This is a genomic window from Streptomyces sp. B15 (assembly GCF_018070605.1).
Taxonomy (GTDB): domain Bacteria; phylum Actinomycetota; class Actinomycetes; order Streptomycetales; family Streptomycetaceae; genus Streptomyces; species Streptomyces smyrnaeus.
In genome coordinates, this window is the sequence record NZ_JAGPXJ010000046.1 from 31,410 (window position 1) to 57,308 (window position 25,899).

At 71.1% G+C, this 25,899-nt stretch carries 23 protein-coding genes, 2 rRNA genes and 1 pseudogene; 5 read left to right on the forward strand and 21 right to left on the reverse strand.

Translation table 11 applies throughout. The features are described 5' to 3' along the window. Positions 1-26 precede the first annotated feature (26 nt). Positions 27-1,433: a DUF2637 domain-containing protein gene (locus KBY19_RS20685; protein ID WP_307843571.1), complete on the forward strand. Its 1,407-nt coding sequence runs from the start codon at positions 27-29 to the stop codon at positions 1,431-1,433. A gap of 168 nt (positions 1,434-1,601) precedes the next feature. On the opposite strand, the gene lysS is transcribed toward KBY19_RS20685, so the two are convergent. Next, on the reverse strand, positions 1,602-3,335 hold the full coding sequence (lysS, locus tag KBY19_RS20690; protein WP_185017825.1) for a lysine--tRNA ligase: 1,734 nt from the start codon (positions 3,333-3,335) through the stop codon (positions 1,602-1,604). A gap of 147 nt (positions 3,336-3,482) precedes the next feature. Between lysS and argS the strand changes: the two genes are divergently transcribed. Then, positions 3,483-5,261, forward strand: a complete 1,779-nt coding sequence (gene argS / locus KBY19_RS20695) for an arginine--tRNA ligase (protein ID WP_185017824.1) — start codon at positions 3,483-3,485, stop codon at positions 5,259-5,261. A 35-nt stretch (positions 5,262-5,296) separates the two neighbouring features. Here argS and KBY19_RS20700 read toward each other — a convergent pair whose 3' ends face one another. The 12 genes from KBY19_RS20700 to KBY19_RS20755 all read right to left on the reverse strand — a co-directional run bounded on the left by KBY19_RS20700 (position 5,297) and on the right by KBY19_RS20755 (position 16,351). Continuing rightward, a complete protein-coding gene (locus KBY19_RS20700) occupies positions 5,297-5,860 on the reverse strand; it encodes a GAF domain-containing protein (RefSeq protein WP_099883363.1) in 564 nt (187 codons plus the stop codon). Next, positions 5,841-6,452 (reverse strand): ATP/GTP-binding protein, encoded by a 612-nt coding sequence (locus tag KBY19_RS20705; RefSeq protein WP_210966380.1) that lies wholly within the window; start codon positions 6,450-6,452, stop codon positions 5,841-5,843. The genes KBY19_RS20700 and KBY19_RS20705 overlap by 20 nt, the downstream gene beginning before the upstream one ends. After that, entirely contained in the window at positions 6,430-6,834 is a 405-nt protein-coding gene (locus KBY19_RS20710; RefSeq protein WP_099886700.1) for a DUF742 domain-containing protein, read from the reverse strand. The genes KBY19_RS20705 and KBY19_RS20710 overlap by 23 nt, the downstream gene beginning before the upstream one ends. Continuing rightward, on the reverse strand, positions 6,831-7,250 hold the full coding sequence (locus tag KBY19_RS20715) for a roadblock/LC7 domain-containing protein (protein WP_099886699.1): 420 nt from the start codon (positions 7,248-7,250) through the stop codon (positions 6,831-6,833). The genes KBY19_RS20710 and KBY19_RS20715 overlap by 4 nt, the downstream gene beginning before the upstream one ends. Continuing rightward, a complete protein-coding gene (locus tag KBY19_RS20720) occupies positions 7,244-8,941 on the reverse strand; it encodes a sensor histidine kinase KdpD (RefSeq protein ID WP_143674906.1) in 1,698 nt (565 codons plus the stop codon). Before KBY19_RS20720 ends, KBY19_RS20715 begins: the two co-directional genes overlap by 7 nt. 245 nt (positions 8,942-9,186) lie before the next feature. Continuing rightward, a complete protein-coding gene (locus KBY19_RS20725) occupies positions 9,187-9,543 on the reverse strand; it encodes a cupin domain-containing protein (RefSeq protein ID WP_099883360.1) in 357 nt (118 codons plus the stop codon). Between the two features lie 327 nt (positions 9,544-9,870). Then, entirely contained in the window at positions 9,871-10,899 is a 1,029-nt protein-coding gene (hemB, locus tag KBY19_RS20730) for a porphobilinogen synthase (RefSeq protein ID WP_099883359.1), read from the reverse strand. Then, positions 10,896-12,548 carry a uroporphyrinogen-III synthase gene (locus tag KBY19_RS20735; RefSeq protein ID WP_099886698.1) on the reverse strand — a complete coding sequence of 551 codons (1,653 nt, stop codon included), beginning with the start codon at positions 12,546-12,548 and terminating at the stop codon, positions 10,896-10,898. The genes hemB and KBY19_RS20735 overlap by 4 nt, the downstream gene beginning before the upstream one ends. An 86-nt stretch (positions 12,549-12,634) precedes the next feature. Beyond that, positions 12,635-13,645, reverse strand: coding sequence for a hydroxymethylbilane synthase (hemC, locus tag KBY19_RS20740; protein ID WP_099883358.1), 1,011 nt, complete (start codon positions 13,643-13,645; stop codon positions 12,635-12,637). Next, positions 13,642-14,949 (reverse strand): glutamyl-tRNA reductase, encoded by a 1,308-nt coding sequence (locus tag KBY19_RS20745; RefSeq protein WP_099883357.1) that lies wholly within the window; start codon positions 14,947-14,949, stop codon positions 13,642-13,644. The genes hemC and KBY19_RS20745 overlap by 4 nt, the downstream gene beginning before the upstream one ends. Beyond that, positions 14,946-15,758, reverse strand: a complete 813-nt coding sequence (locus KBY19_RS20750) for a redox-sensing transcriptional repressor Rex (protein WP_099883356.1) — start codon at positions 15,756-15,758, stop codon at positions 14,946-14,948. Before KBY19_RS20750 ends, KBY19_RS20745 begins: the two co-directional genes overlap by 4 nt. Before the next feature lie 356 nt (positions 15,759-16,114). Continuing rightward, complete coding sequence (locus tag KBY19_RS20755; protein ID WP_099883355.1) at positions 16,115-16,351, reverse strand: glutaredoxin family protein; 237 nt, start codon at positions 16,349-16,351, stop codon at positions 16,115-16,117. A gap of 237 nt (positions 16,352-16,588) precedes the next feature. On the opposite strand from KBY19_RS20755, the gene KBY19_RS20760 reads away from it, so the two are divergent. The 3 genes from KBY19_RS20760 (at position 16,589) to KBY19_RS20770 (ending at position 20,462) form a co-directional block, all read left to right on the forward strand. Beyond that, positions 16,589-17,527 (forward strand): HAD family phosphatase, encoded by a 939-nt coding sequence (locus tag KBY19_RS20760; RefSeq protein ID WP_185017823.1) that lies wholly within the window; start codon positions 16,589-16,591, stop codon positions 17,525-17,527. A gap of 382 nt (positions 17,528-17,909) precedes the next feature. Beyond that, a complete protein-coding gene (locus tag KBY19_RS20765) occupies positions 17,910-18,896 on the forward strand; it encodes an ECF subfamily RNA polymerase sigma factor, BldN family (protein WP_210966381.1) in 987 nt (328 codons plus the stop codon). Between the two features lie 216 nt (positions 18,897-19,112). Beyond that, a complete protein-coding gene (locus KBY19_RS20770) occupies positions 19,113-20,462 on the forward strand; it encodes a DUF5667 domain-containing protein (RefSeq protein ID WP_099883352.1) in 1,350 nt (449 codons plus the stop codon). 79 nt (positions 20,463-20,541) lie between these two features. Here KBY19_RS20770 and KBY19_RS20775 read toward each other — a convergent pair whose 3' ends face one another. The 8 genes and pseudogenes from KBY19_RS20775 to KBY19_RS20805 all read right to left on the reverse strand — a co-directional run. Next, positions 20,542-21,822 carry a lysophospholipid acyltransferase family protein gene (locus KBY19_RS20775; RefSeq protein WP_210966382.1) on the reverse strand — a complete coding sequence of 427 codons (1,281 nt, stop codon included), beginning with the start codon at positions 21,820-21,822 and terminating at the stop codon, positions 20,542-20,544. Next, a complete protein-coding gene (locus KBY19_RS20780) occupies positions 21,815-22,882 on the reverse strand; it encodes an NAD-dependent epimerase/dehydratase family protein (protein WP_099883351.1) in 1,068 nt (355 codons plus the stop codon). The genes KBY19_RS20775 and KBY19_RS20780 overlap by 8 nt, the downstream gene beginning before the upstream one ends. Positions 22,883-23,015: 133 nt before the next feature. Continuing rightward, positions 23,016-23,114, reverse strand: a complete 99-nt coding sequence (locus KBY19_RS20785; RefSeq protein WP_003948845.1) for an AURKAIP1/COX24 domain-containing protein — start codon at positions 23,112-23,114, stop codon at positions 23,016-23,018. A 183-nt stretch (positions 23,115-23,297) separates the two neighbouring features. Then, positions 23,298-23,507, reverse strand: a complete 210-nt coding sequence (locus KBY19_RS20790; RefSeq protein ID WP_157846443.1) for a helix-turn-helix domain-containing protein — start codon at positions 23,505-23,507, stop codon at positions 23,298-23,300. 128 nt (positions 23,508-23,635) lie between these two features. Further along, positions 23,636-23,812: pseudogene (locus tag KBY19_RS37800) on the reverse strand (hypothetical protein); the annotation flags it as partial. 523 nt (positions 23,813-24,335) lie between these two features. Beyond that, positions 24,336-25,514, reverse strand: a complete 1,179-nt coding sequence (locus tag KBY19_RS20795; protein WP_099883350.1) for an acetoin utilization protein AcuC — start codon at positions 25,512-25,514, stop codon at positions 24,336-24,338. Positions 25,515-25,597: 83 nt separating this feature from the next. Beyond that, positions 25,598-25,714 (reverse strand): 5S ribosomal RNA (gene rrf / locus KBY19_RS20800). A gap of 98 nt (positions 25,715-25,812) precedes the next feature. Continuing rightward, a 23S ribosomal RNA gene (locus KBY19_RS20805) occupies positions 25,813-25,899 on the reverse strand; the annotation flags it as partial.

The window sequence follows — 25,899 nt, forward strand, 5'->3', positions numbered from 1 at the left end:
GTTTCCGAGGGTGGGGGACAACTCCTGTGCAGGGCGTACAACTGACCCGAATACACCGCATACTCATCGCCGTGGTGATCGCGGGTGCCATGGTGATCGCGGCGATCGGTTTCGCGGGTTCCTATGCGGCGGTCCGTGATCTGGCGGAACGGAAGGGTTTCGGGGCGTTCGCCCCCTTCTTCCCCATCGGCGTGGACGCGGGGATCGTCGTCCTGCTCGCCCTGGACCTGCTGCTGACCTGGATCCGCATCCCCTTCCCGCTGCTGCGCCAGACCGCCTGGCTGCTGACGGCCGCCACGATCGCCTTCAACGGCGCCGCCGCCTGGCCCGACCCCCTCGGAGTCGGCATGCACGCGGTGATCCCGGTGCTCTTCGTCGTCACCGTGGAAGCCGCCCGGCACGCCACCGGACGGGTGGCCGCCATCACCGCCGACAAGCACATGGAAGGCGTACGCCTCTCCCGCTGGCTGCTGGCCTTCCCCTCGACCTTCCTGCTGTGGCGACGGATGAAACTGTGGGAACTGCGCAACTACGACGAGGTGATCCGCATGGAACAGGACCGCCTCATCTACGAAACCAGACTGCGCGCCCGCTACGGCCGCTCCTGGCGCCGCAAAGCCCCCGTCGAAGCACTGATGCCCCTCAAACTCACCCGCTACGGAGTACCGCTGCACCGGACGGCGCCCCGGGCGACGGCGCTGCCGGAGCCGGAGCCGATACCGATCGCGGACCCGGACGTCGTGCCCGGCCCGGTGACCGGGCAGGACGTGGCCGACCGGAAACCGGCCCCTCATCAGACCGCGCACGGCACCGGCGCCGAACCCGCCCACGAGCACGTACCGGCGCCCGAACCGGAGCCGGCGCCCGAGCCCGCGCCGACGGCGGAGGCCGTACAGATGACCAAGGCCGAGGCCGTGCCGGAGGCCGCGCCGGCGCCGGAGGCCGACACCGCGGTGGAGTCCGTGCCGCCCGCCACCGAGTTCCCCGTACCCGTGGCCCCCGGCCGCTACCGCACCCTCGCCGTGCCCGCCCCGGCCCGCGAACAGGAGCTGTTCATCGAACCCGCCCCGCTCCGGCCGGAAGCGGAGGCCGAGCCGGAGCCGGAGCCGGAGCCGGAGCCGGAGCCGGAGGCAGGGTACGCGGACCCGCCCGCGTACACCGACCCGCCGGGGTACGCCGACGCGCCCGATCTCGGTGACGAGCCCGTCGGTATACCCGACGGGGTGCCGCGCGAGGAGTTCTACTTCTCCGCGTACCGCGAGTACGTCGCCTCGCACGGCGAGTTCCCGACGGCGCGACTCCTCTCCCGCACCCTCTACGAGGGCTTCGGGGTCACCTCCGCGGACGGCAATCTGCTGAGCGAGACCTATCTCGGCGGGTACATGCGGGAGTTCAAGGACCGCTACAACACCGAGATGGGCCTCGCGGGCTGAGGCGAAGCGCCCCGGAAGGGGCGCGGGGCCATACTGATGTGCGGCTCCGCCCCGCGCGGGCGCGCGCAACCTGGGGGCACCTCCCTGCTCGAAGAGCTTGGGGGAGCACCCGCAGCCCGCCACGCACAGCCAGTGGCACGCCCTCCACTCGGCGGCAGCCGCTTGGCGCTACGCCCCCAGCAGCTTGCGGACGCGGTCGGCGCCCACCGCCAGCAGGAGCGTGGGCAGCCGGGGACCCGTCTCACGGCCGACCAGCAGGCGGTAGAGCAGGGCGAAGAACCCGCGCTGCGCCACCTTCATCTCCGGGGTGGGCTTGGCGTCCGGCGCGAACCCGGCCCGCACCTTCGGTACGCCGTACACCAGCGAGGTCAGCCCCTCCAGCGACCAGTGCTCGTCCAGTCCGTCGAGCAGCAGCCGCAGCGAATCGCGCTGCTCCTCGTCCAGCGAGTCCAGCAGCTCGGTGTCCGGCTCCTCGCGGACCCGGGTGCGCTGGTCGGCCGGGACCTGGGTGTTGATCCAGCGCTGTGCGCGGTCCAGCCGCGGGCGGACCTCGTCCAGCGAGTGCACCGGGTGCTCCGGGTCCAGCTCGCTGAGGATGCGCAGCGTCTGCTCCTCATGGCCGCCGGTGATGTCGGTGACCGAGGCCAGCGTGCGGTAGGGCAGCGGGCGCGGGGTGAGGGGCAGCGGGCCCAGCGCGGTGGACGAGGCGCGGGTGTGCGCGGCGATGTCGGCGGGCTGCGCCGAGCCGTCGGCAATCTTGCGGCCGAGTGCGTCCCACTCGTCGTAGGTGCGCTGGATCTCCTGGTCGAAGGCGACCTTGAAGGACTGGTTCGGCTTGCGACGGGCGTACATCCAGCGCAGCAGCGGCGCCTCCATGATCTGGAGGGCATCGGCCGGGGTGGGCACGCCGCCCTTGGAGGAGGACATCTTGGCCATGCCGCTGATGCCCACGAAGGCGTACATCGGGCCGATGGGCTGCTCGCCGCCGAAGATCTCCTTCACCAGCTGTCCGCCGACGACGAACGACGAGCCGGGCGACTGGTGGTCGACCCCGGACGGTTCGAAGACGACGCCCTCGTACGCCCAGCGCATCGGCCAGTCGACCTTCCACACCAGCTTGCCGTGGTCGAAGGTGCGCAGCTCCACCGTCTCGCCGTGCCCGCACCGGCAGGTGTAGGACAGCTCGGTGGTCTCGTCGTCGTACGCCTTGACGGTCGTCAGGTCGCGGCCGCAGACGGTGCAGTAGGGCTTGTACGGGTAGTAGGCGGAGCCCGCTCCGGCGCCCGAGCCGTCGTCCTCGGCGGCGGCGCCCGAGCCCTCGGCGGCCTCGATCTCCGCTGTGTCGGCGGGCTTCTGCTGCTTCTTGCCGCCCTTCGCGCCCTTCTCCAGCGTCCGGTAGCGGTCGAGCACGGCGTCGATACGGGCACGCTCGCGCATCGCGAAGAGGATCTGCTCGCGGTAGGCGCCCGAGGTGTACTGCTCGGTCTGGCTGATGCCCCGGTACTGCACGCCCAGCTCCAGCAAGGACGCCTCCATGGCGGCCTTGAAGTGCTCGGCCCAGCTGGCGTACGGGCTGCCGGGCGGCGCGGGCACGGCGGTCAGCGGGCGGCCGATGTGCTCGCTGAAGGACTCGTCCACGCCCTCGACACCGGCCGGGACCTTGCGGAACCGGTCGTAGTCGTCCCAGGACAGGATGTGCTCGCACGGGACGCCCCGGCGCCTGATCTCGTCGGCGACCAGGTGCGGCACCATCACCTCGCGCAGGTTCCCCAGGTGGATGGGGCCCGAGGGGCTCAGACCGGACGCGCAGACCACTGTTTTCAGACCGCGACGTTCCGCCGCTGCGATGACCTCATCGGCGATACGGGAGACCCAGTCGGCCTCATGGGTGGTCTGAGCCACGTCCGGCACTTCCTTCTCGTTCTTCTCGGGGGACTCTTCAAGCCTGCGGGCCCATTGTCCCACCCCGGAACTCGGCGGCGGCCCCCTGTGCGCGCGTGGGATACTGGGCCCCGTATCCAGCCACCCCGACGGAACGGTCAGCACTTCATGGCTACGGTCCCCTCTCTCGCCGCTACGGTCCACCAGCGTGTCTCGGACGCCCTCTCGGCAGCGCTGCCGGAGGCCGCCTCCGCCGACCCGCTGCTGCGACGCAGCGACCGGGCGGACTTCCAGGCCAACGGGATGCTGGCGCTGGCCAAGCAGCTCAAGGGCAATCCGCGGGAGCTGGCCGCCAAGGTCACCGAGGCGCTGCCGGCGCACGACGAGAACGCGGTGATCGCCAACATCGAGGTCTCGGGCCCCGGCTTCCTCAACATCTCCGTCGCCGACAAGGCGATCATGGAGAACCTGGTGGCGCGGCAGCGGGACGAGCGCCTGGGCGTGCCGTACAAGGACGATCCGGGCACCACGGTGATCGACTACTCGCAGCCGAACGTGGCCAAGGAGATGCACGTCGGGCACCTGCGTTCGACCGTGATCGGCGACGCGATCGTGCACCTGCTGGAGCACCGGGGCGAGAAGGTGATCCGCCGCCACCACATCGGCGACTGGGGCACCAACTTCGGCATGCTCATCCAGTATCTGATCGAGCATCCGCACGAGCTGGACCACGAGTCGGACACGGCGGGCGCCAAGGACGCCGGTGAGGCCGCCATGGCCCGGCTCAACCGGCTGTACAAGTCCTCGCGCGCCCTGTTCGACTCCGACGAGGACTTCAAGTCCCGCGCCCGGGACCGGGTGCCCGCGCTGCAGAGCGGCGACCCGGAGACACTGGCGCTCTGGCACAAGATCGTCGACGAGTCGAAGACGTACTTCCAGGGCGTCTACGACCAGCTCGACGTGGAGATCCGGGACCCGGACATCGTCGGCGAGAGCGCCTACAACGACGACCTCCAGCAGGTGGTCAAGGACCTGGAGGAGTCCGGTGTGGCCGTCCGCTCCGAGGGCGCGCTGTGCGTGTTCTTCGAGGACGTCAAGGGCCCGGACGGCACCCCCACGCCGCTGATCGTCCAGAAGTCCAACGGCGGCTTCGGCTACGCGGCCACCGACCTGGCCGCCATCCGCAACCGCATCGGCGAGCTGGCGGCCGACACCCTGTTGTACGTGGTGGACGCCCGGCAGTCGCTGCACTTCCGGATGGTCTTCGAGACGGCGCAGCGCGCGGGCTGGCTGCCCGAGGGCGCGGCGCGGCAGCTGCCGTTCGGCACCGTCCTGGGCAAGGACGGCAAGCCGTTCAAGACCCGCGAGGGCGAGACGGTACGGCTGGTCGACCTGCTGGACGAGGCGGTCGAGCGCGCGGCGGCCGTCGTACGGGAGAAGGCCGACGAGAGCGTCGGCGAGGACGAGATCCGGCGGCGGGCGCAGCAGGTGGGCATCGGCGCGGTCAAGTACGCGGACCTGTCCAACTCGATGACCCGGGACTACGTCTTCGACCTGGACCGGATGGTCTCCCTCCAGGGCGACACCAGCGTCTACCTGCAGTACGCCTACGCGCGGGTCAACTCGATCTTCCGCAAGGCGGGCGAGCTGGAGCCGGTGCCGCACCCCGACTTGGAGCTGGCCCCGGCCGAGCGGGCGCTGGCCCTGCATCTGGACGCGTTCGGGGACACGCTGGTGACGGCGGCCGACGAGTACGAGCCGCACAAGGTGACGGCGTATCTGTACGAACTGGCAACGCTCTACAGCCGGTTCTTCGAGAACTGCCCGGTGCTCAAGGCGGACACCCGGGAGCAGACCGAGAACCGGCTGTTCCTGTGCGACCTGACCGCCAAGGTCCTCCACCAGGGCCTGGCGCTGCTGGGCATCCGCACCCCCGAGCGGCTCTGATCCGCCGAGCCCGTCCGCCGGAGCCGGTCGAGGAGTCACCGGCTCCGGCGCAGGATCTCCTGCTGGACCTCCGCCGCCATCGCCTTGACGGTCCGCAGGCCCTCCTGTCCCCAGGGGCGCGGTCGCTGATCGACGGCGCAGACCGTGCCGAGCGCCATGCCCGACAGGGGGTCGATGAGCGGCGCGCCCAGGTAGGTGGCGACGCCCACCTCGTCCACCACGGCGTTGACCGCGAACCGCGCGAAGTCGCTCACGTCCTCCAGCACCAGCGCGGTGCGCCGCGCGACGACGTGCACGCAGTACCCGAGTTCGCGCGGCATCACCCGGCCCAGTCCGCCGTTCGGGTCGACCGGCCCCTTGGCCGGGTCCATGGTCGCGTCGTAGAGCCCGGCGAAGTACTGGCGCTGCTCGTCGATGACGTTGACCGCCGCGACCGGCGCGCCGGTGATCCGGGCCAGCTCATGGGCGTACGCGTCGAGCTCCGGTATCGGCTCGTCGCCCAGCCCCAGCTCCTTGAGCCGGGCCGCCCGCGCCGGGCCCTCGGGGTCCTGCGGGGTCAACAGCAGACGAGCCGTCAGGTCAAGCGGTGTGGGCGGCATACGCGCTCCTCGGGTCGAGCAGGTGCTGGATGAGAGAGATGAGGGCCTCGGTCGCGGAGTCACGCTGCCGCGCGTCGCAGAGCACCACGGGGACCCCCGGGTCGAGATCGATCGCGGCACGTACCTCGTCGGGGGTGTAGCGGTAGGAGCCGTCGAACTCGTTGACGGCCAGGACGAAGCGGATTCCGCGCCGCTCGAAGTAGTCCACGGCGGGAAAGCTGTGCTCCAGCCGACGGGTGTCGGCGAGCACCACCGCGCCCAGCGCCCCGGCCGACAGCTCGTCCCACATGAACCAGAACCGGTCCTGGCCGGGGGTGCCGAAGAGGTGGAGCACATAGCCGGCCTCGAGGGTGATCCGGCCGAAGTCCATCGCGACCGTGGTGGTGGACTTCTGCTCGACGCCCTCCAGGCTGTCGGTGGCCGCGCTCACCTGCGTCAGCAACTCCTCGGTGCTCAGCGGCTCGATCTCGCTGACGGCTCCCACGAAGGTGGTCTTGCCGACCCCGAAGCCCCCGGCCACCAGGACCTTCAGCGCGGTGGGAAAGGAATTCGACGCCGTCGGCGGGGGATCAGAGTCGTCTACGGAGCCCATCCAGCACCGCCTCCAGCACTTCTCGGTCGTTCGGATTCGACCCCTGCTGCAGATGCACGGGCCCTCGGGTGGCGACGGCGCCGCAGTCCACCAGGTCGGACAGCACCACTTTGGTCACCGTCGCGGGCTGCCGGATGGTGGCGGCGATCTCCGCCACGGACACCGGCCCGCCGCACAGCCGCAGCACCTCGGTGTGCTCCGGGCCCAGATAGCCGTCCGGAGGCACCCCGGTGGCCCGCACCATGGTCAGCAGGTCCAGCGGAGCCGACGGCTTGGTGCGGCCCTCACAGACGGTGTACGGGCGGACCAGCCGGCCCGCGTCGTCGTCGAGCCACGGTTCGTCTCCGGAGCCCGGACCGGCGGCGCCTGGGAGCGCCGTCATGCGCCGCTGGATTGCCGCGCGGGGGTGACCAGGTACGGACGGACGCTCTTGACCAGCATGGCCATCTCGTAGCCCAACACGCCCGCGTCCGCCTCACTCCCGGCGAACACGGCCAGACAGGCACCTTGGCCTGCGGTGGTGACGAACAGCAGCGAGGTGTCCAGCTCGACCACGACCTGGCGGACCCCGTCCCCGTCGGCGAACCGCACACCCGCGCTGCGGCCCAGCGAGTACAGCCCCGAGGCGAGCGCCGCCATCTGGTCCGCCGTGTCGGTCTCCAGTCCGTGCGCGGCCTTGACCAGGCCGTCCGACGACAGCAGGAGAGCACTGCGCGTGTGCGGCACGCGCTCGACGAGTCCGGTCAACAGCCAGGACAGGTCCGCCACCGTCCGACTCGTGGGTGCTTCAGTCATGATCGGGTCTCCTCCTGGTGGGGCGAGCTGTCGCCGTCGTACGGCGTCCGGCCGGACGCTTCGGCGTCGGCGCGGCCGACTCCGCGCTGGAAGGCGGCCATGAGCCCGGGATCGTGCACGGCGTCCGCGCCGGGTGTCCCGGACGTCTGCGTCTCCCGCAGCTGAGGAGCGATGTGCTCCTGCTTTCGGCGCTGCGGCAACCGGGGCCGCCCCTCGGGCGCCTCCTGCTGCCGCCCGACCGGCCCGCCTGCGGACGCCGGTCCACGCCGGTCCGCGCGTTCCCCGGCGGGCGCCTCTCCGTCGGGCGCTGACGGGTGGGGGCGGGCGGCCGGTCCGACGCAGGACGCCGGGGCAGTGCCCTCGTCCCGGTCCACCGGTGGACGGCCGCGGGCTCCGGCGTCCGCGCCGGGAGCCGTATCCGCGGGGGGAGCCGGAGGTGGGGATGGGGGTGCCGCTGGTGCGGCGTGGCGACCGCGCTGCGGGCGGGCGGCGGAAGCGGCGGTCGCGGCGGCGGCCGAAGTCGGGGCCGGGGCGTCCAGGGCTGTGTCGGCCGGGGCTGCCGCACCGGGGGCGGTCTGGTTCTCCTGGCCGCCCAGCATCGTGTGGGGCAGCACGAGGACGGCCTGGAGGCCGCCGTAGATGTTGCCGCGCAGCTGTACGGCGATGCCGTGCCGCCGGGCCAGCGTGCCGACGACGTAGAGGCCTATCCGGCCGTCCGTCAGCAGCGCCGCGACGTCGACGTGCTCGGGGTCGGCCAGCAAGGCGTTCATCCGCCGCTGCTCGTCGTCGGTCATGCCCAGGCCCCGGTCCTCGACCTCGATGGCGAGACCGGCGGTGACGTGGCTGGTGCGCAGCAGTACCTGGGTCTGCGGCGCGGAGTAGACGGTGGCGTTCTCCACCAGTTCGGAGAGCAGGTGGATGACGTCGGCGACGGCCTGCCCGCGAATGGTGCCCTCGATCGGCGGCACCAGTTTGACCCGCTGGTAGTGCTCCACCTCGGCGGCGGAGGAGCGCAGGATCTCGGTGAGCGGGACGGGCCGCGTCCACTGGCGGCGGGAGACGGCGCCGCCGAGCACCGCCAGATTCTCGGCGTAGCGGCGGATGCGGGTGGCCAAGTGGTCGACCTGGAAGACGCCCTTGAGGATCTCCGGATCCTCGATCTGGTTCTCCAGTTCGTCCAGCACCTTGATCTCGCGGTGGAGCAGCGACTGGAGGCGGCGGGCGAGATTGACGAACACCGCGACCCGGTCGACGGCCTGCAGCCCCTGTGTGCTGTCGCCCTCCCCGGCGCCTGCGGCGGTCGCGGCCCGCTCCCGCCGTTCCAGGGCCGCGGCCCTGGCCACCGCCGCCTCCGCGGTGCCTCGCAGCGCGGCGTGCTGTTCGCGTGCCGTACGCGCCTGCGTCAACGCGCCCCGCACGCCCCCCACCAGTGCCGCCACGGTGACCAGCAGCGCACCCGCCAGGACGCTCAGCGCGGCGGCGTCTCCGAGGTCGGTGTTCACGGCGGTGGCGTCGTCCGGCTCCCAGGTGGCCCACAGGTAGGTCACCACTCCGGCAGCCGCGAGTGCCACGACGAGGGCGGGCGTGCAGGCCAGTCGCACCATGCGGCGGCGCAGTGCCGCCTCCCCCGCGGCGCCCGCTCCGGCGGGCGCTTCCCGCAGCGTGGGTGTCGAGGAAGAAGGAGATCCGGACATCGATTCCCTCGAACGGTCTGGTGGGGGGGGTGGGGGAAGGAGAGCTTCCGCGTGGCGGAGAACACTCCTTCTCCCCACGAGGTGGCGAGTCTAGCCACGGTTGTGCGGTGGCGGGGCCCGGAAGCGACGTCGTCACAACTGCCACACATTTCTCAGCGTTGACGTTGTGCACCGAGCCCGGACCCTGCCTTCGGGCCTCCTGCTTCAGGCTCTCGTACCCGGGCCCCGGTCGCCGGCTGCCGGTCTCACCGCTGCGGGAAGTAGACGTACAGCAGGCATCCTCGTTCGCTTCGCGGGGTGTGGGTGGAGCCCCGGGCCCCGCGGACCCGGCTGCCGACGGGATAGCTACCCGCCTCGTCCTGCAGTTCGCCCTCCACGACGACCACGATCTCGCTGCTGTCGCCGTGGTGGTCGGGCTCGGTGTAGCCGGAGCCGGGTGCGAACCGCACGAAGGCCTCGCGCGGCAGCGGGTCCGAACCGTCGGCCGGGCTGCTCCAGTCGACCACCTGCGCCGTCACCCCGGGGTACAGCTCTATCGGGTCGATCCGGCCCAGCGCCTCGGTGTCGACCACGTGGAAGTCGGGGCGGTCGAGAGTCCTCATGGTGTGCTCCTCTTTCTCTGCGATGGCGCTGCGACAAAGGGGACTCGCGAGACGGAAGAGTGCACCGCCGAGTCGCGCGGGGTCAGCCGCCCAGCACAGTGCGCTGACATGACGTCAACTACCCGGGCACCGGCGGAATTTGCCCGGCGCCCGTTCGAAAGCGGGACGAGCGTAAGTGATCCTTCCGCATGGCCACAACAACAACGTCCGTTCAGCACAGGGGCACCATGCGTCATTCACGAACGCGCAATGCGAAAAACGGACACACAAAGCGAAAAGGCGCCATCCGCTCAGCGGATGGCGCCCGAAGCACACTGCCGGATCGGTTCAGCGCCGTGCGCGCAGCAGCCCGGCGGCCTCCGTCGCCCAGTACGTGAGGATCATGTTCGCCCCGGCGCGGGTGAAGCTCGTCAGCGTCTCCAGGATGGCCGCCTCGCGGTCGATCCACCCCTTCTCCGCGGCGGCCTCGACCATCGCGTACTCGCCGGAGATCTGGTAGACGCCGACGGGGACCTCCACCCGCTCGGCGAAGTCCCGCAGGATGTCCAGGTACGGCAGCCCCGGCTTGACCATCACCATGTCCGCGCCCTCGGCGAGGTCGAGCGACAGCTCGCGCAGCGCCTCCCGGGCGTTGGCCGGGTCCTGCTGGTAGGTCTTGCGGTCGCCCTGCAGCGAGGAGCCGACGGCCTCCCGGAAGGGCCCGTAGAACGCGGAGGAGTACTTGGCGGTGTAGGCGAACACCGCCACATCGGTGTGCCCGGCCTCCTCCAGCGCGGCGCGCACGTGCGCGATCTGGCCGTCCATCATGCCGCTGGGGCCCAGCACATGGGCGCCCGCCTCGGCCTGTACGCGGGCCATCTCGGCGTACCGCTCCAGCGTCGCGTCGTTGTCCACCTTCCCCCAGCCTTCGGCCGGGTGGTGCCCCCGGTCGGCGGTCAGCACCCCGCAGTGGCCGTGGTCGGTGTACTCGTCCAGGCACAGGTCGGACATGAGCACCAACTCGTCGCCCACCTCGGCCCGGACGTCGCGCAGCGCGACCTGGAGGATGCCCTCCGGGTCGGTGCCCGCGCTGCCCTGGGCGTCCTTCTTCGCTTCGTCCGGCACGCCGAAGAGCATCAGTCCGCCGACGCCCGCCTCGACGGCCTCCACGGCGGCCTTGCGCAAGGTGTCGCGGGTGTGCTGCACGACCCCCGGCATCGAGCCCACCGGCACCGGCTCGCTGATGCCCTCCCGCACGAAGGCGGGCAGGATCAGATCGGCGGGCCGGGTGTGGTGCTCGGCGACCAGGCGGCGGATGGCCGCCGTGGAGCGCAGCCGCCTCGGCCGGGCCGCCGGGAAGCTGCCGTACGTGCTCATGATGTGCGTGCCCTCCTCCTGGCCGGGCGCTTCTCGCTCGGCCGCTTCACCTGTTCACCCGCCTCGACGGCGGCGGCACGGCGCTGGGCGCCGAAGTCGGCGAGCGCCTCGGCCAGCTTGTGCACCGACGGCTCGGGCGACATCACATCCACCCGCAGCCCGTGCTCCTCCGCGGTCTTCGCGGTGGCGGGACCGATACAGGCGATGACCGTGACGTTGTGCGGTTTGCCCGCGATACCGACCAGGTTCCGCACCGTGGACGACGAGGTGAACAGCACCGCGTCGAACCCGCCGCCCTTGATGGCCTCCCGGGTCTCGGCGGGCGGCGGCGAGGCGCGCACCGTGCGGTAGGCGGTCACGTCGTCCACCTCCCAGCCCAGCTCGATCAGGCCGGCCACCAGCGTCTCGGTGGCGATGTCGGCGCGCGGCAGGAACACCCGGTCGATCGGGTCGAAGACCGGGTCGTAGGGCGGCCAGTCCTCCAGCAGCCCGGCCGCCGACTGCTCGCCGCTGGGCACCAAGTCGGGCTTGACGCCGAACTCGATCAGCGCGTTCGCCGTCTGCTCGCCCACCGCCGCGACCTTGATCCCGGCGAAGGCGCGCGCGTCCAGCCCGTACTCCTCGAACTTCTCGCGGACCGCCTTGACGGCGTTGACGGAGGTGAACGCGATCCACTCGTAGCGGCCCGTCACCAGGCCCTTGACCGCGCGCTCCATCTGCTGCGGCGTGCGCGGCGGCTCCACGGCGATGGTCGGCACCTCGGCCGGTACGGCGCCGTAGGAGCGAAGCTGGTCGGAGAGGGAGGCCGCCTGCTCCTTGGTGCGGGGCACCAGGACCTGCCAGCCGAACAGCGGCTTGGACTCGAACCAGGCCAGCTGCTCGCGCTGGGCCGCGGCGCTGCGCTCACCGACCACGGCTATGACCGGCTGCCCGCCGTCGGCGGAGGGCAGCACCTTGGCCTGCTTGAGGGCCTGGGTGATCCCGCCGAGCGTCGCGGTGAAGGTGCGCTGCCGGGTGGTCGTCCCGGCCAGGGTGACGGTCAGCGGGGTGTCCGGCTTGCGGCCGGCGGCCACCAGCTCACCCGCGGCGGAGGTGACCTTCTCCAGCGTGGTGGAGACGACGACGGTCGCGTCGCTGACCCCCAGCTCGGTCCAGCACCGGTCGTCCGCCGTGCTCGCGTCCACGAACCGCACGTCGGTGCCCTGCGCGTCGCGCAGCGGCACCCCGGCGTACGCGGGCACGCCCACAACGGCGGCGACACCCGGTACGACCTCGAACGGAATGCCCTCGTCAGCCAGGGCGAGCATCTCGCGGGCGGCGTCCGAGTCCAGCCCGGGGTCGCCCGCGACCGCACGGACGACCCGCCTGCCGGCGCGTGCGGCGGCTATGGCAGACTCGCCCGGGTCGAGGGCTGCATCGTCGGCCGCTGCACTGGCAGTTGACGTCTCATCAGTCACGGCCTGCAGCGGTGTGTCCACACCTGGACGGGTATGGGCACGTACGACGTCGTACACGCGTGGGTCGGCGACGAGGACGTCGGCCCGCCCCAGCGCCTCGACGGCGCGCAACGTCAGCAGCCCCGGGTCTCCGGGCCCGGCACCCAGGAAGGTGACGTGTCCGTGTGCACCGTGCAGGTGCTGTCTGTTCACGACTGCCGTCTTCTGTGCGGTGCTCGACTTGTCGGCGCGCGCTGTGGCTGGCTTGTCGGCGCGCGACCTGTCGGCGGCGGTGGGGCTCAAAGTGCTCGCTCCCCCATCAGACCGGCCGCACCCTTGGCGAGCATCTCCTCGGCGAGTTCCTGGCCCATGCGCGCGAAGGGCGCAAGGTCGGCAGAACCGCCGTCGGACGCCGGTGCGGGACCGGTGGTGGACAACTGCACCAGCGTGCGACCGTCGGTGGTGCCGACGACGCCGCGCAGGCGCATTTCAGTGACAACCTGCCCCTCGACAAGCAGGTCGGCCAGCGCCCCCACAGGTGCGCTGCAGCCGGCCTCCAAGGCGGCGAGCAGGGTTCGCTCAGCGGTGACGGCCGCCCGTGTGCACGGGTCGTCCAACTCCGCGAGCTGTGCGGCCAGGTGCGTGTCGGACGCCACACACTCGACGGCCAGTGCCCCCTGTCCGGGGGCGGGAAGAACCTGGTCGGGCTCGATCAATTCGGCGGCCTCCTCGTCGAGGCGACCGATGCGCTCCAGACCGGCGGCGGCGAGCACGACGCCGTCGAGCTCACCGGAGCGCACGTACCCGATCCGGGTGTCGATATTCCCCCGGATCGGTACGGTCTCGATCTCGACCTCGAGGGTACGCGCCCAGGCGTGCAATTGCGCCATCCTGCGGGGCGAGCCCGTGCCGATACGCGCGACGCCGGGCGCGCAGGCGCCGATCAGCGCCTCGAAGCCGAGCCCGTCCCGGCCCACCAGCACATCCCGGGCATCGGCCCGGGCGGGCACGGCGGCCAGCGCGAACTCCGCCGGCTGGGTCGTCGGCAGATCCTTCAGCGAGTGCACGGCGAAGTCGATCTCACCGCGCGTAAGGGCGTCCCGCAGCGCGTTGACGAACACCCCGGTGCCGCCGATCTGCGCGAGCTGCTCCTTGCTGATGTCCCCGTACGTGGTGATCTCCACCAGCTCGACGGGCCGCCCCGTGCGCCTGCGCACCTCCTCGGCGACCAGCCCGGACTGCGCCATCGCGAGCTTGCTGCGGCGGGTGCCCAGCCTCAGTGGGGGGTTGGCTGTGGCGTCGGTGTTCATTGCCGCTCCTGTTCCGGATTGCTGACAGCGGCGACCGCCTGCGGGTCGAGGTCGAAGAGTTCACGCAGCGCGTCGGCGTACCCGGCACCGCCGGGCTCGCCCGCGAGCTGTTTGACGCGCACGGTGGGCGCGTGCAGCAGCTTGTCCACGACACGGCGCACGGTCTGCGTGATCTCCGCGCGCTGCTTGTCGTCCATACCGTGCAGCCGCCCCTCCAGCCGCGCCATCTCACTGGCGACGACATCGGCGGCCATGGTGCGCAGCGCCACGACGGTCGGCGTGATCGTCGCCGCCCGCTGCGCGGCGCCGAACGCGGCGACCTCCTCGGCGACGATGCGGCGGACGGCTTCCACGTCCCCCGCCATCGGCGCGTTCGCCTCGGCGTCGGCCAGCGACTCGATGTCCACGAGCCGCACTCCGTCGATGCGGTGCACCGCTGCTTCGACGTCGCGGGGCATGGCGAGGTCCAGCACGGCCAGGGCGGAGGTGCGCCCGCGCACCGCGCCCTCGATGTCGGCGGCGCCCAGTACCAGGCCCGCGGCGCCGGTGCAGGACACCACCACGTCGGCCGAGGCCAGCTCCTCGGCGACGGCGGCCATCGGCAACGCTCTCGCCCCCAGGCTCTCCGCCAGCCGCTGGGCCCTCTCCAACGTCCGGTTGACGATCACCAGTTCGCCCACACCGGCGCGCGCCAGCGTCACCGCGGCGAGCGAGGACATGGATCCGGCGCCGATCACCAGCGCCCGGCGCCCGCGTACCCACGCGTCGACAGCCGCTCCCTGGGCCAGCTGTTCGAGGCCGAAGGTCACCAGCGACTGCCCGGCCTTGTCGATACCGGTCTCCGAGTGGGCGCGCTTGCCCACCCGCAGGGCCTGCTGGAACAGGTCGTTCAGCAGGCGCCCGGCGGTGTGCTGCTCCTGGGCGACGGCGAGCGCGTCCTTGATCTGGCCGAGGATCTGCCCCTCGCCCACGACCATCGAGTCGAGCCCGCACGCCACCGAGAACAGGTGGTGCACGGCCCGGTCCTCGTAGTGCACGTACAGATACGGAGTGAGCTCCTCCAGCTCCACCCCGCTGTGCTGGGCCAGCAGCGTCGACAGCTCGGCGACACCGGCGTGGAACTTGTCGACGTCCGCGTACAGCTCGATCCGGTTGCAGGTGGAGAGCACGGCGGCCTCGGCCGCGGGCTCGGCCCCCAGGGTGTCCTGCAGCAACTTCCCCCGGGCCTGCGGGGCCAGCGCCGCCCGCTCCAGCACGCTGACCGGTGCGCTGCGGTGGCTCAGGCCGACGACGAGCAGGCTCATGCCGGCATCACGGCGGGCAGATCCCCGTCAGTTCCGGACTCGGGAGGGCGCTTGGTGACGGCCACGGCGGGCGGCGCGGCGGGCGGCGCCGTGTCCGCCTCGGGGCCCTCCCCCGGTCTCCGGCCGGGAGGCGCTCCCAGCTCCTCCCCCGCCTTGCGCTGCTCGTGGAAGGCGAGGATCTGCAGCTCTATCGACAGGTCGACCTTGCGTACGTCGACCCCTTCGGGGACGGACAGCACGGTCGGTGCGAAGTTGAGGATGGAGGTGATACCGGCCGCGACGAGCCGGTCGCACACCTGCTGGGCCGCACCGGCCGGGGTGGCGATCACCCCGATGGACACCCCGTTGTCGGAGATGATCTTCTCCAGCTCGTCGGTGTGCTGGACGGGGATGCCCGCGACGGGCTTCCCGGCCAGACCCGGGTCGGCGTCGATCAGCGCCGCCACCCGGAAGCCGCGTGAGGCGAAACCGCCGTAGTTGGCGAGCGCCGCGCCGAGGTTACCGATACCGACGATCACAACCGGCCAGTCCTGGGTGAGGCCCAGCTCGCGGGAGATCTGGTAGACGAGATATTCGACGTCGTAGCCGACCCCGCGGGTGCCGTACGAACCCAGGTAGGAGAAATCCTTGCGCAGCTTGGCCGAATTGACGCCCGCCGCGGAGGCCAGCTCCTCCGAGGAGACCGTGGGCACCGAGCGCTCGGACAGCGCGGTGAGCGCCCGCAGATACAGCGGAAGGCGGGCGACGGTCGCCTCGGGGATCCCTCGGCTCCGACTCGTCGCCGGACGATGATTTCGGCCAGTTGCCACGGTGCTCCTGCCGGTTGCGCGAAGCGGTGAGCGGTCGTATGTGAGGCACTCTCCCGGACCGCTCCGTCGCGCCCAGGCTATGCCTTTGTGAACGCGTGCACAAAGATTGTGTCCGGTTTGTCCGGCCAACGTGACCGGCGCCACAGGCATCAACGGGGACACCCGGCCACACTCCTCACGTATACGCCCCCGGACGGCAAAACGCCCTCGATACTAATCGAAACGAACTCGAACCCTGACCACATTCCCACTGGACAAGCCCGCCCTCGGCGGTCCTTGAGCGGAATTCGAGCGGCCACGGAAGAGTCCCGCGCCGGGCACGTATGTGGGCACGTACGGCGGGTGTCGGCGCCGCGTCACCCGGTGAGCGCGCTGCGGAGACGTTCGGGGTCGACGCGCCAGAAGTCGTGCTGCTCGCCGTCGACCAGCACCACCGGGATCTGCTCCCAGTAGAGGCGGTAGAGCTCCGGCTCCTGGTTGATGTTCTTCTCCTCCCAGGTGGCGCCCACTTCGTCGCACACCCGGACCACCACGTCCCGCGCCACGTCACACAGATGGCATCCGGGCTTTCCGATGAGGGTCACAGTCTTCATCCCTCCATTCTCCAGCCCACCCGCCGCCGGGCCCGAATCCCCAGCGGACCGGCCGCCCACCGCCACCACCCCCGGCCGTTCCACCGCCACCACACCCCCGGCAACCGACACGCAACCGCCTGACCTCACGCTGCGATCCCCGGAGGCAACCCCCGGACCCCGGCCGTTCCACCGCCACCACACCCCCGGCAACCGACACGCAACCGCCTGACCGAACAGACTGGCTATGCTCGCGGCATGGCCCTTCCTGCATGGCTCACCTCTCGCAAGCGCTCGGCGACCGCGCGCAGCGTGCTCGCAGGCGAGGCGGCCGCCGAAGCGGCGCGCAAGCAGGAGCAGGAGCTGGCGGCGGCCGGGCGGGAAGGCGCGGAGGGCGCCTGGGAGGCGGAGTTCCCCGTGGCGGGGGACGTGCGCGCTGCCGCCTTCTTCGACCTGGACAACACGGTCATGCAGGGTGCCGCGCTCTTCCATTTCGGCCGCGGCCTCTACAAGCGGAAGTTCTTCCGGAAGCGCGAACTGACCCGCTTCGCCTGGCAGCAGGCGTACTTCCGGCTGGCCGGCTCCGAGAACGCCGACCACATGCAGGACGCCCGGGAGAGCGCGCTGTCCATCGTCAAGGGGCACCGGGTCTCGGAGCTGATGGCGATCGGCGAGGAGATCTACGACGAGTACATGGCGGGCCGCATCTGGCCGGGCACCCGCGCACTCGCGCAGGCGCATCTGGACGCGGGACAGAAGGTGTGGCTGGTGACGGCGGCGCCGGTGGAGACGGCGACGATCATCGCGCGCCGGCTGGGGCTGACCGGCGCGCTGGGCACGGTCGCCGAATCGGTGGGCGGCGTCTACACCGGGCGGCTGGTCGGCGAACCGCTGCACGGTCCGGCGAAGGCGGAGGCCGTACGCGCACTGGCCGCGGCCGAGGGGCTCGACCTGGACAGGTGTGCCGCGTACAGCGACTCGGCGAACGACATCCCGATGCTGTCGCTCGTCGGTTATCCGTATGCGATCAATCCTGACAGCCGTCTTCGGGCGCATGCTCGTGAAATGGGCTGGCGACTGCGGGACTACCGCAGGGGCCGCAAGGCGGCCAAGGTGGGCATCCCGGCGGCAGCCGGGGTCGGCGCGCTGGCAGGCGGCGCGGTCGCCGCGGCCGCGGTCCAGCGCCGTCGCCGCTGACCCTCCTCACTAGGGCCGCCGTCCGCGCACCCGCGGCGGGCAACACCCGTGGTGCGTCCGGCGTGTGCCGCTGTGGACGGAGCAATCCAGCAGTGTTACCCGGCACTCCCGGCCGGCAGTCACGGTCTGCTCGGTCGGGCGGAACACATCAAGTAGGCGTCAGATTCAGCCAGGAAAACGATCAAAAACTATCCTCGATTCGTACCTGAATGCGGCTTCAATCCGTAACGGAACGAACCGAAGCGACGTTTTTGGCAACTAGGTGTAGCGCAGCCTGTACGAAGCGTTATTCTCCTCAGACGCAATTCGGTACCCATCCGTCCCTACGCCGGGTGAACGGTTCCGCACTGCACGTGATGGAAGCTCTGCCTCTGGGAGTCCCGTGTACCCACACGTCGGGGTTGACGCCTCGGGCCTGGCTACGCTGCGCACGACAGTCATCGACCAACTGCGTGCGTTCGTCCCCACCGCGTACGCCGTCCCTGCCCTTGCCGCAACAACCGCACCTGTCCCCGCAGGAGCCTCAACTGTCCCCGCAGGTCCCTGCCATGCCCTCGCCCGCCGCGCCGCCCGCGCCCTGACCACCGCAGCCGATCCGACCGCCGCCGCCACGTCCCCGGCGGTCTCGTCCCGTACGGCGTCGTCCGCCTCCGCTGCCGCCGCCGCTACCACCGCCGCCTCCACCGCCTCCGCGGCCTCCTCGTCGACTCCGTCGGCAGCCCACTCGAACGCGGTAACCGCCTCCCGCACCTCCACCGCGAGCGGCAGGCGCGCCCGCGGCACCGGTGCGACCGCACGGCGCCCCGCCGCCTCGGACACCGACAGCCGCCGGATGATGGACCTGGTCGAACGCGCCCAGGACGGCGAGGCCGAGGCGTTCGGCAGGTTGTACGACCAGTACAGCGACACCGTCTACCGCTACATCTACTACCGCGTCGGCGGCCGGGCGACCGCCGAGGACCTGACCAGTGAGACCTTTCTGCGCGCCCTCCGCCGCATCGGAACCTTCACCTGGCAGGGCCGCGACTTCGGGGCGTGGCTGGTGACCATCGCCCGGAACCTCGTCGCCGACCACTTCAAGTCGAGCCGCTTCCGCCTCGAAGTGACCACCGGCGAGATGCTCGACGCCAACGAGGTCGAACGCTCCCCGGAGGAGTCGGTCCTCGAGTCCCTCTCCAACGCCGCCCTGCTGGAGGCCGTACGTAAGCTCAACCCCCAACAGCAGGAGTGCGTAACGCTCCGATTTCTGCAGGGGCTCTCCGTGGCCGAAACGGCCCGGGTGATGGGCAAGAACGAGGGCGCCATCAAGACACTCCAGTACCGCGCCGTCCGCACGCTCGCCAGACTCCTGCCCGACGACGCGCGCTGAGCACCCGCCGAGCACTCCGCCGAGCGGCGTCCAGCACCGGTCACATCATCGTGACATCCGACTCCGTAACCCGAGTGGCTTGCGCTCGTTGTCGGGGTTGCAGACTCCCCGAAGCCGTGGCTGCCCGGGTCCACTCACTCCTGAGTGAACGCGGTCGGCCGCGCTCACGCCTGTGTGGTGGGGAGCCGACCGTGCTGACGAGAGGAGGTGCCGCCGGTGATCGGATCCGTGCCGACGAGCCGACGGGCCATCGCCTTCGCCCAAGCCCTGGACGAGCAGGAGCGCGACGCGGGCGCGGCGGCCGAGGCAGGGCCCGAGGAGTCCCCGGCCGGGGGTACCTCCCGGCCCGACTCCCCCAGCTCCCGCTGGGAGGCGCCCCCAGGGGGAGGGAACGGCGAAGGGACACCGCCGACGGGCACACCGCACAGCCACCGGGCCGACGACGGTGCGGACCGGTCGCTGCTCGCCCTGGCGAACTCACTGGGCGGGGTGCCCCGTCCCACGCTGGACCCGCAGGTCAAGACTGTCCAGCGCGCCCAGCTGATCGCGGCCATGGAAGCCGCGTTCGGAGAGGGCGAGACGGCGGCGCACGGCGCGCACTTCCCCGAGCAGCGCGACGCCCGCACCGGCTCCCGCGGCCGGGGCGCACACCGCGCGCCCGGTCTCGGGCCGCTCGGCAAGCTGCGGCCCAAGTCCCGGCTGGGCAAGGGACTCGCAGCCGGCGGCCTGAGCGTCGGGGTGGCCGCCAGCGCCTTCGGCGGCGCCACGGCGGCCAGCACGGACGCCCTGCCCGGCGACTCGCTCTACGGCCTCAAGCGCGGCATGGAGGACCTCCGGCTCGATCTGGCCGGAGACGACGCCGACCGCGGCAGCCTGCTGCTGGACCACGCCTCGACGCGGATGAACGAGGCCCGCCGTCTCATGGAGCGGGACCGCTCCGGCGGGCTGGACCACGAGGCGCTCGCCGAGGTCCGCAAGACGCTGTCCGGGATGCGGCAGGACGCCTCCGAGGGCCACCGGCTGCTGAGCGCCGCCTTCCGGAAGAACGGCGACCTCGCCCCGATCCGGTCCCTGTCCAGCTTCTCCAAGAACCACCGGGCGAGCTGGTCCCGGCTGCGCGACCGGCTGCCGGTGCAGCTGCACGACGTGAGCGACGAGGTCAGCTCCGTCTTCGACGCCATAGACCAGGACGTGAGCCCCCTGCGCTCGCTCCTCCCCCGCGATCGGGAGGAGGCCCCGTCCGAACGCGAGCCGGGCACCGGCGACCGTACGGGCGAGGAGGAGCCTTCCGCCCGACCGAGTTCCCCGTCCGCGGACGGCATGTCCGGGCGGCGCGACGGGAGCAGCGAGGAGCCGTCACCCTCCGACTCGCAGCGGGAGCGCGAGGGCCTGCTCGGCGGCGGACTGCTGGAGCCGCCCGAGGAGTCCGGCAGGCAGGGCAGCCCGTCGCACTCCGACCCCGACTCCGAGAGCCCGTCCACCCCCGACGGCGGGCCGAAGGTGACCCTGCCTCCCCTCGTACCCGACGTGCTGCCCCGCCTCGACCTGGACGGCGACAACAGGTAGCCACGGCAGCCCGGTGCGGCGGCGGACGGTTTCGAAGCAGCCACGGAAGCGCTCGGAAGAAGCGCTTCCGGAAACTCGCTCAGAAGAAGACCGACCGCCGCCGCACCAGCAGCTTGTAGAGGGTGTGCTGGATCGTTTCCCGCACCTGGTCGGTGAGGTTGAACATCAGCATCGGATCCTCCGCCGCCTCCGGCGGATAGTCGTCGGTGGGCACCGGCTCGCCGAACTGGATGGTCCACTTCGTCGGCAACGGCACCGCACCCAGCGGGCCGAGCCAGGGGAAGGTCGGCGTGATCGGGAAGTACGGGAAGCCGAGCAGCCGCGCGAGGGTGCGGGAGTTGCCGACCATCGGATAGATCTCCTCGGCGCCCACGATCGAGCACGGCACGATCGGCGCGCCCGCCCGCAGCGCCGTGGAGACGAACCCGCCCCTGCCGAACCGCTGCAGCTTGTAGCGGTCCGCGAAGGGCTTGCCCAGCCCCTTGAAGCCCTCCGGCATCACGCCGACGACCTCCCCCCGCTCCAGCAGCGTCTGGGCGTCCTCCGCACAGGCGAGCGTGTGTCCGGCCTTGCGCGCCAGCTCGTTGACGACCGGCAGCACGAACACCAGGTCGGCGCCGAGCAGCCGCAGATGGCGGTCGGCGGGGTGGTGGTCGTGCACGGCGACCTGCAGCATCAGGCCGTCAAGCGGGAGCGTGCCGGAGTGGTTGGCGACCACCAGCGCCGCGCCGTCCGCGGGTATGTTCTCCACTCCGCGCACCTCGACGCGGAAGTACTTCTCGAAGACCGGGCGCAGCAGCGTCATCAACACCTGATCGGTCAGCTCCTGGTCGTAGCCGAAGTCGTCGACCTCGTACTCGCCGGTGAGCCTGCGCCGCAGGAAGGCCAGGCCGCGTGCGGCCCGGGTCTCCCAGTCCGTACCGAGCACGCGCTCCAGCAGCCCCTCGGGCTGCGCGCCGCCCTCCGCCAGGTCGCTCCCCTCCGGGCCGGCGCCAGGGTCCGAACGGTCGGGCTCGCCCCGCTCCGGCGACGCCTCGGCCTCCTCGGCCTCCTCGGCTTCCTCAACCGCGTCCGGCTGCTTCCCCGGCACGGTCGTCAGAGGCGAGCGGCGGCCCGTACGGCCACTTCTGCGCCGCCCGCCGCTCCCCGTACCCCGACCGGAGGTCGACTCCGGATCGGAAGCGGTGCCCGAACCGGTAGCGGAACCGGCCGTGTCGGAGGGCTGTGCGGCGCCGGAGCGGCCCGTACGCGCTGCGCGGCCCTCGCCCGAGGGCCCGCGTCCAGCAGCGGCTCCGGAGGCCCCCGAGCCCCGCGAGCGGTCCCTGTCGTCGTCGAAGGGTATGACCTTCGCGTCAGCCATCCTGGCGCACCTCCTCCGGGCCCGGCTTCCCCGGCAGCAGCGCAGCGAACCGGTCGACCGTTTCGGCCAGTCTGCGCGGCGGCAGCAGGCCCGGGCCGCGTTCCCGTACGAAGGCGTCGAGCGTCTCGGCGGTCGTCCGGAGCGGCGTGAACCCGAGGACGTCGCGGGCGTGCGCCGTGTGCACCACCCGTCCGTGGGTGAGCAACCGTATCTGCTCGGGCGAGAAGTCCGTCGCGCCCACCGAGCGCAGCACACTGCGGCTCCATCGGATCGCCGGCAGCAGCATCGGCGCAGTCGGCCGGCCCAGACGCCGTGCGCACTGCGACAGCAGCAGCACACCCTCGCCGGCGATGTTGAACGTCCCGGCGTTGAGCGTGCCCCGGCGCGGCTCGCCCGCCGCGAGTCGCAGCACCTCGATCACGTCGTCGTCGTGCACGAACTGCAGCCGGGGGTCGTACCCCAGGACGGTGGGCAGGACGGGCAGCCCGAAGTAGGCGGCGAGTGGCGACTCGGCGGCGGGACCCAGGATGTGGGCGAACCGCAGCACGGTCACCGCGACATCCGGTCGGCGCCGCGCGAACCCGCGTACATAGCCCTCGACCTCGACGGCGTCCTTGGCGAAGCCGCCGCTGGGCAGGTCCCTGACAGGGGTCGTCTCGTCGAAGACGGCGGGGTCGCGGGGCGCGGAACCGTACACACTCGTCGTCGATTTGATCACCAGACGACTGATCGTGGGCGCTTTCTGACAGGCGCCGAGCAGCTGCATGGCACCGATGACATTGGTCTCCTTGACCGCGCCACGCCCGCCACCACCCAGCGTCGGCGGGGTGCCGTGCACATCCATGTGGACAACCGTGTCCACGGCGTGCTCGGCCAGCACCTTGCCGATGGCCGGCTGCCGGATGTCGGCCCGCACGAACTCCGCGTCGCCGAGGTCGTGCACGGGAGGCTGGGCGTCCACACCGATCACCCGGCTCACGTCGGGCTCACGCTGGATACGGCGCACGAAACGGCCACCGAGCGGTCTGGCCACCCCGGTGACGAGCACCACCTTGCCCACGTTCCCTCCCTGACACCCCGGACACGGTCGCCGCCCCGCGGGGCAATACCGCGAATCCATAGCAGAACCGCCGCCTTTCTCTCCGAACTGAACGGAGAGAAAGGCGGCGGTCAGTGGCGTGCGGTGCGCTCGCTCACTTCTTGTTGCGACGCTGCACTCGCGTCCGCTTCAGCAGCTTGCGGTGCTTCTTCTTAGCCATCCGCTTACGCCGCTTCTTGATGACAGAGCCCACGACTACCCTCGCTCACGAATCACCCCCGCAGGACGCGGGGCGAACTCATTTCGATACTCGGTGCGGGGCGTCCGAGCCCACACGACCTACATGGGTCCACCCTACCCGCCACGCGGGAATGGTCGTGAATCGAGGGGCACCGGGGTTCCGGTGCAGCGGTGACCGATCACACCCGATGTCGGCCTAGGCGCTCTCCACCCCCACGTACGACTCCTCGAGGTACTCATGGACAGCCTTCTCCGGCACCCGGAAAGACCTGCCCACCCGGATCGCCGGCAGATGACCGCTGTGCACCAGCCGGTACACAGTCATCTTGGAGACTCGCATCACCGCGGCGACCTCCGCCACGGTCAGGAACACGACCTCGTTCAACGGCCGTTCGTCAGCAGCCATGTCACACCTGAACCTTCCGCACATGTCGGGCACCGGCTTCCCCTCCGGTGCCTCCTGCTCGCATGTGCGCTCCTCCCCAAAATAGGGGCGCGTGATGCAAGTGGTGAAGAGGAGTAGCGATCGTCCGCCTACCGTGACAGACACGCTCGATTGAGTACATAGCGAGTAAGCGCGCGGTAGTAATCGGATTGCTCAGCGTCATCCGACGGAACGCCCGAGCGCCCTCGTCCCTCTGCTGTCTCCCGCCGCCCCGCGCCGAGCGCCGCCCCCTGCGCACCCGGCGGCCCCGGAGTCCCGCTACCGCGCTGACCTGCACTGACAGCTCAACCATCGCCTTCGGAAAATCCCTTGGCCGACGAGCTCGCACAGCAACCACTCCCGTCGGCTCCCCCAGGGAGAGTCGCGGGGCGCGCACATTCGCGCCCCGCGCACGGCCCGTTGAGCAGGCGCCGGTTTCACAGAACAGCACAACCCCCCTTACGTAGGAGGAGCCGCACTGACGTACCCCGAATCACATCGCTATGTCGACACGTCCGCCCTGCGTCGGTGCTAGGTCGAGACATCCGGACGACGACAGGGGTGGGGCCAATGTGACGTAGTAGACCGGGAGTCGGTCCGAAGACAGCACCGGGCCGACGACGAGCGCACCGCGGCGCGGCCCTCACGCTGACACAACCGACCACGATGCGCCGGGAAACAGTCCCGGGACTGCCGATACCCCACACCGTCCGGCCCTCAACCGGCCCACTTACGGAACCATTCGCTCCCACACCGTCACAGCCGCCGACGGTCACGGCAGCTGACAACTCTCCGGGCAGCCGCCGACGCTCAGGGCAGCAGGCCGTGTGCCGGGAACACCGCCCGACGAGTCGCCCGTACGGCCTGGTCCAGCCGGTCCGCGGGATCGTACCCCTCTCCCCAGCCCCGCCAGCGCGGCTCCAGCCCGTCCGTCATCCGCTGCTGGGCGCCGGCACGTCCCGTACGCGCGTACACCTCCTGCCGCCACTCGGCAGGCACTTCGGTCTCCCTCGGCACGGGCGTCCCCGCCGCGATGGCCACCAGGTGCGTCCACGTCCGCGGCACCACGTCGACCACCGCATAGCCCCCGCCCCCGGTCGCCAGCCACCGGCCCTCCGCATATGTGTGCGCCCACTCGTGCGCGGACTCGGCCGCCAGCCGCTGGGCGTCCACGCTGACCGCCAAGTGCGCCAACGGATCCTCGACATGGGTGTCCGCACCATGCTGCGAGACCAGCACCTGCGGCCCGAAGGCCTCCAGCAGCTCCGGCACCACCGCGTGCACCGCACGCAGCCAGCCCTCGTCGCCCGTTCCGGGCGGCAGCGCAACATTCACCGCGCTGCCCTCCGCGCCCTCGCCACCGCACTCCTGCGGCCACCCGGTACCCGGAAAGAGCGTGCCCGGGTGCTCGTGCAGCGAGATGGTCAGCACACGGGGGTCGTCCCAGAACACCGCCTCGACGCCGTCACCGTGATGCACATCCAGATCGACGTACGCCACCCGCTCGGCCCCCAGCTCCAGGAGCCGTGCGATGGCGAGCGCGGGATCGTTGTAGACGCAGAAACCCGACGCACTCCCCGGCATCGCGTGATGCAGCCCGCCGGCGAAGTTCACGGCGTGCAGCGCCCTGCCCTGCCACACCGCCTCGGCCCCGCCCACCGACTGCCCGGCGATCAGTGCGGAGACCTCATGCATACGCGCGAACGCCGGGTCGTCCGGGGTACCGAGGCCGTACCGCTGGTCAGCGGAGGCGGGATCCGCCGAGGCACGGCGGACGGCATCGATGTAGTCCGGCCGGTGCACCAGCCGCAGCGTCGAGTCCCCGACGGGTTTCGCCGCCACGACGCTCAGGTCCGGGCCGCGCTCCACCCCCAACGACTCGATCAGGCGCTTCGTCAGCGCGAGCCGTACCGGATCCATCGGATGCCCACGGCCGAAGTCGTAGCCGATGACGCCCTCGTCCCACATCAACTGCGCGCGGCCGGTCATGCCGCCACCGTATCGGGCCGGGTCCGGGCATGAAAAAAGGGCCTTGCCGGCGTCGGCCGGCAAGGCCCTTTCCTTCACGAAGAGTTCGGCGGCGTCCTACTCTCCCACACACTCCCGCATGCAGTACCATCGGCGCTGAAAGGCTTAGCTTCCGGGTTCGGAATGTAACCGGGCGTTTCCCTCACGCTATGACCACCGAAACACAGCGAAACACACAACCAGCAACACACCACCACCACAGCAGTCGTGTGTTCCACGGGTTGTTGTCTCAGAACCCACACAGTGGACGCGAGCCTCTATGGACAAGCCCTCGGCCTATTAGTACCGGTCACCTCCACACGTTACCGTGCTTCCAGATCCGGCCTATCAACCCCGTCATCTCCAG

Excerpts from the sequence above, each read along its gene's own strand:
- argS (WP_185017824.1), top strand. The coding sequence starts at position 3,483 with ATGGCTACGGTCCCCTCTCTCGCCGCTACGGTCCACCAGCGTGTCTCG.
- KBY19_RS20700 (WP_099883363.1), bottom strand. The coding sequence starts at position 5,860 with ATGCCGCCCACACCGCTTGACCTGACGGCTCGTCTGCTGTTGACCCCG.
- KBY19_RS20705 (WP_210966380.1), bottom strand. The coding sequence starts at position 6,452 with ATGGGCTCCGTAGACGACTCTGATCCCCCGCCGACGGCGTCGAATTCC.
- KBY19_RS20710 (WP_099886700.1), bottom strand. The coding sequence starts at position 6,834 with ATGACGGCGCTCCCAGGCGCCGCCGGTCCGGGCTCCGGAGACGAACCG.
- KBY19_RS20720 (WP_143674906.1), bottom strand. The coding sequence starts at position 8,941 with ATGTCCGGATCTCCTTCTTCCTCGACACCCACGCTGCGGGAAGCGCCC.
- KBY19_RS20725 (WP_099883360.1), bottom strand. The coding sequence starts at position 9,543 with ATGAGGACTCTCGACCGCCCCGACTTCCACGTGGTCGACACCGAGGCG.
- hemB (WP_099883359.1), bottom strand. The coding sequence starts at position 10,899 with ATGAGCACGTACGGCAGCTTCCCGGCGGCCCGGCCGAGGCGGCTGCGC.
- hemC (WP_099883358.1), bottom strand. The coding sequence starts at position 13,645 with ATGAACACCGACGCCACAGCCAACCCCCCACTGAGGCTGGGCACCCGC.
- KBY19_RS20745 (WP_099883357.1), bottom strand. The coding sequence starts at position 14,949 with ATGAGCCTGCTCGTCGTCGGCCTGAGCCACCGCAGCGCACCGGTCAGC.
- KBY19_RS20755 (WP_099883355.1), bottom strand. The coding sequence starts at position 16,351 with ATGAAGACTGTGACCCTCATCGGAAAGCCCGGATGCCATCTGTGTGAC.
- KBY19_RS20760 (WP_185017823.1), top strand. The coding sequence starts at position 16,589 with ATGGCCCTTCCTGCATGGCTCACCTCTCGCAAGCGCTCGGCGACCGCG.
- KBY19_RS20775 (WP_210966382.1), bottom strand. The coding sequence starts at position 21,822 with ATGGCTGACGCGAAGGTCATACCCTTCGACGACGACAGGGACCGCTCG.
- KBY19_RS20790 (WP_157846443.1), bottom strand. The coding sequence starts at position 23,507 with ATGGCTGCTGACGAACGGCCGTTGAACGAGGTCGTGTTCCTGACCGTG.
- KBY19_RS20795 (WP_099883350.1), bottom strand. The coding sequence starts at position 25,514 with ATGACCGGCCGCGCGCAGTTGATGTGGGACGAGGGCGTCATCGGCTAC.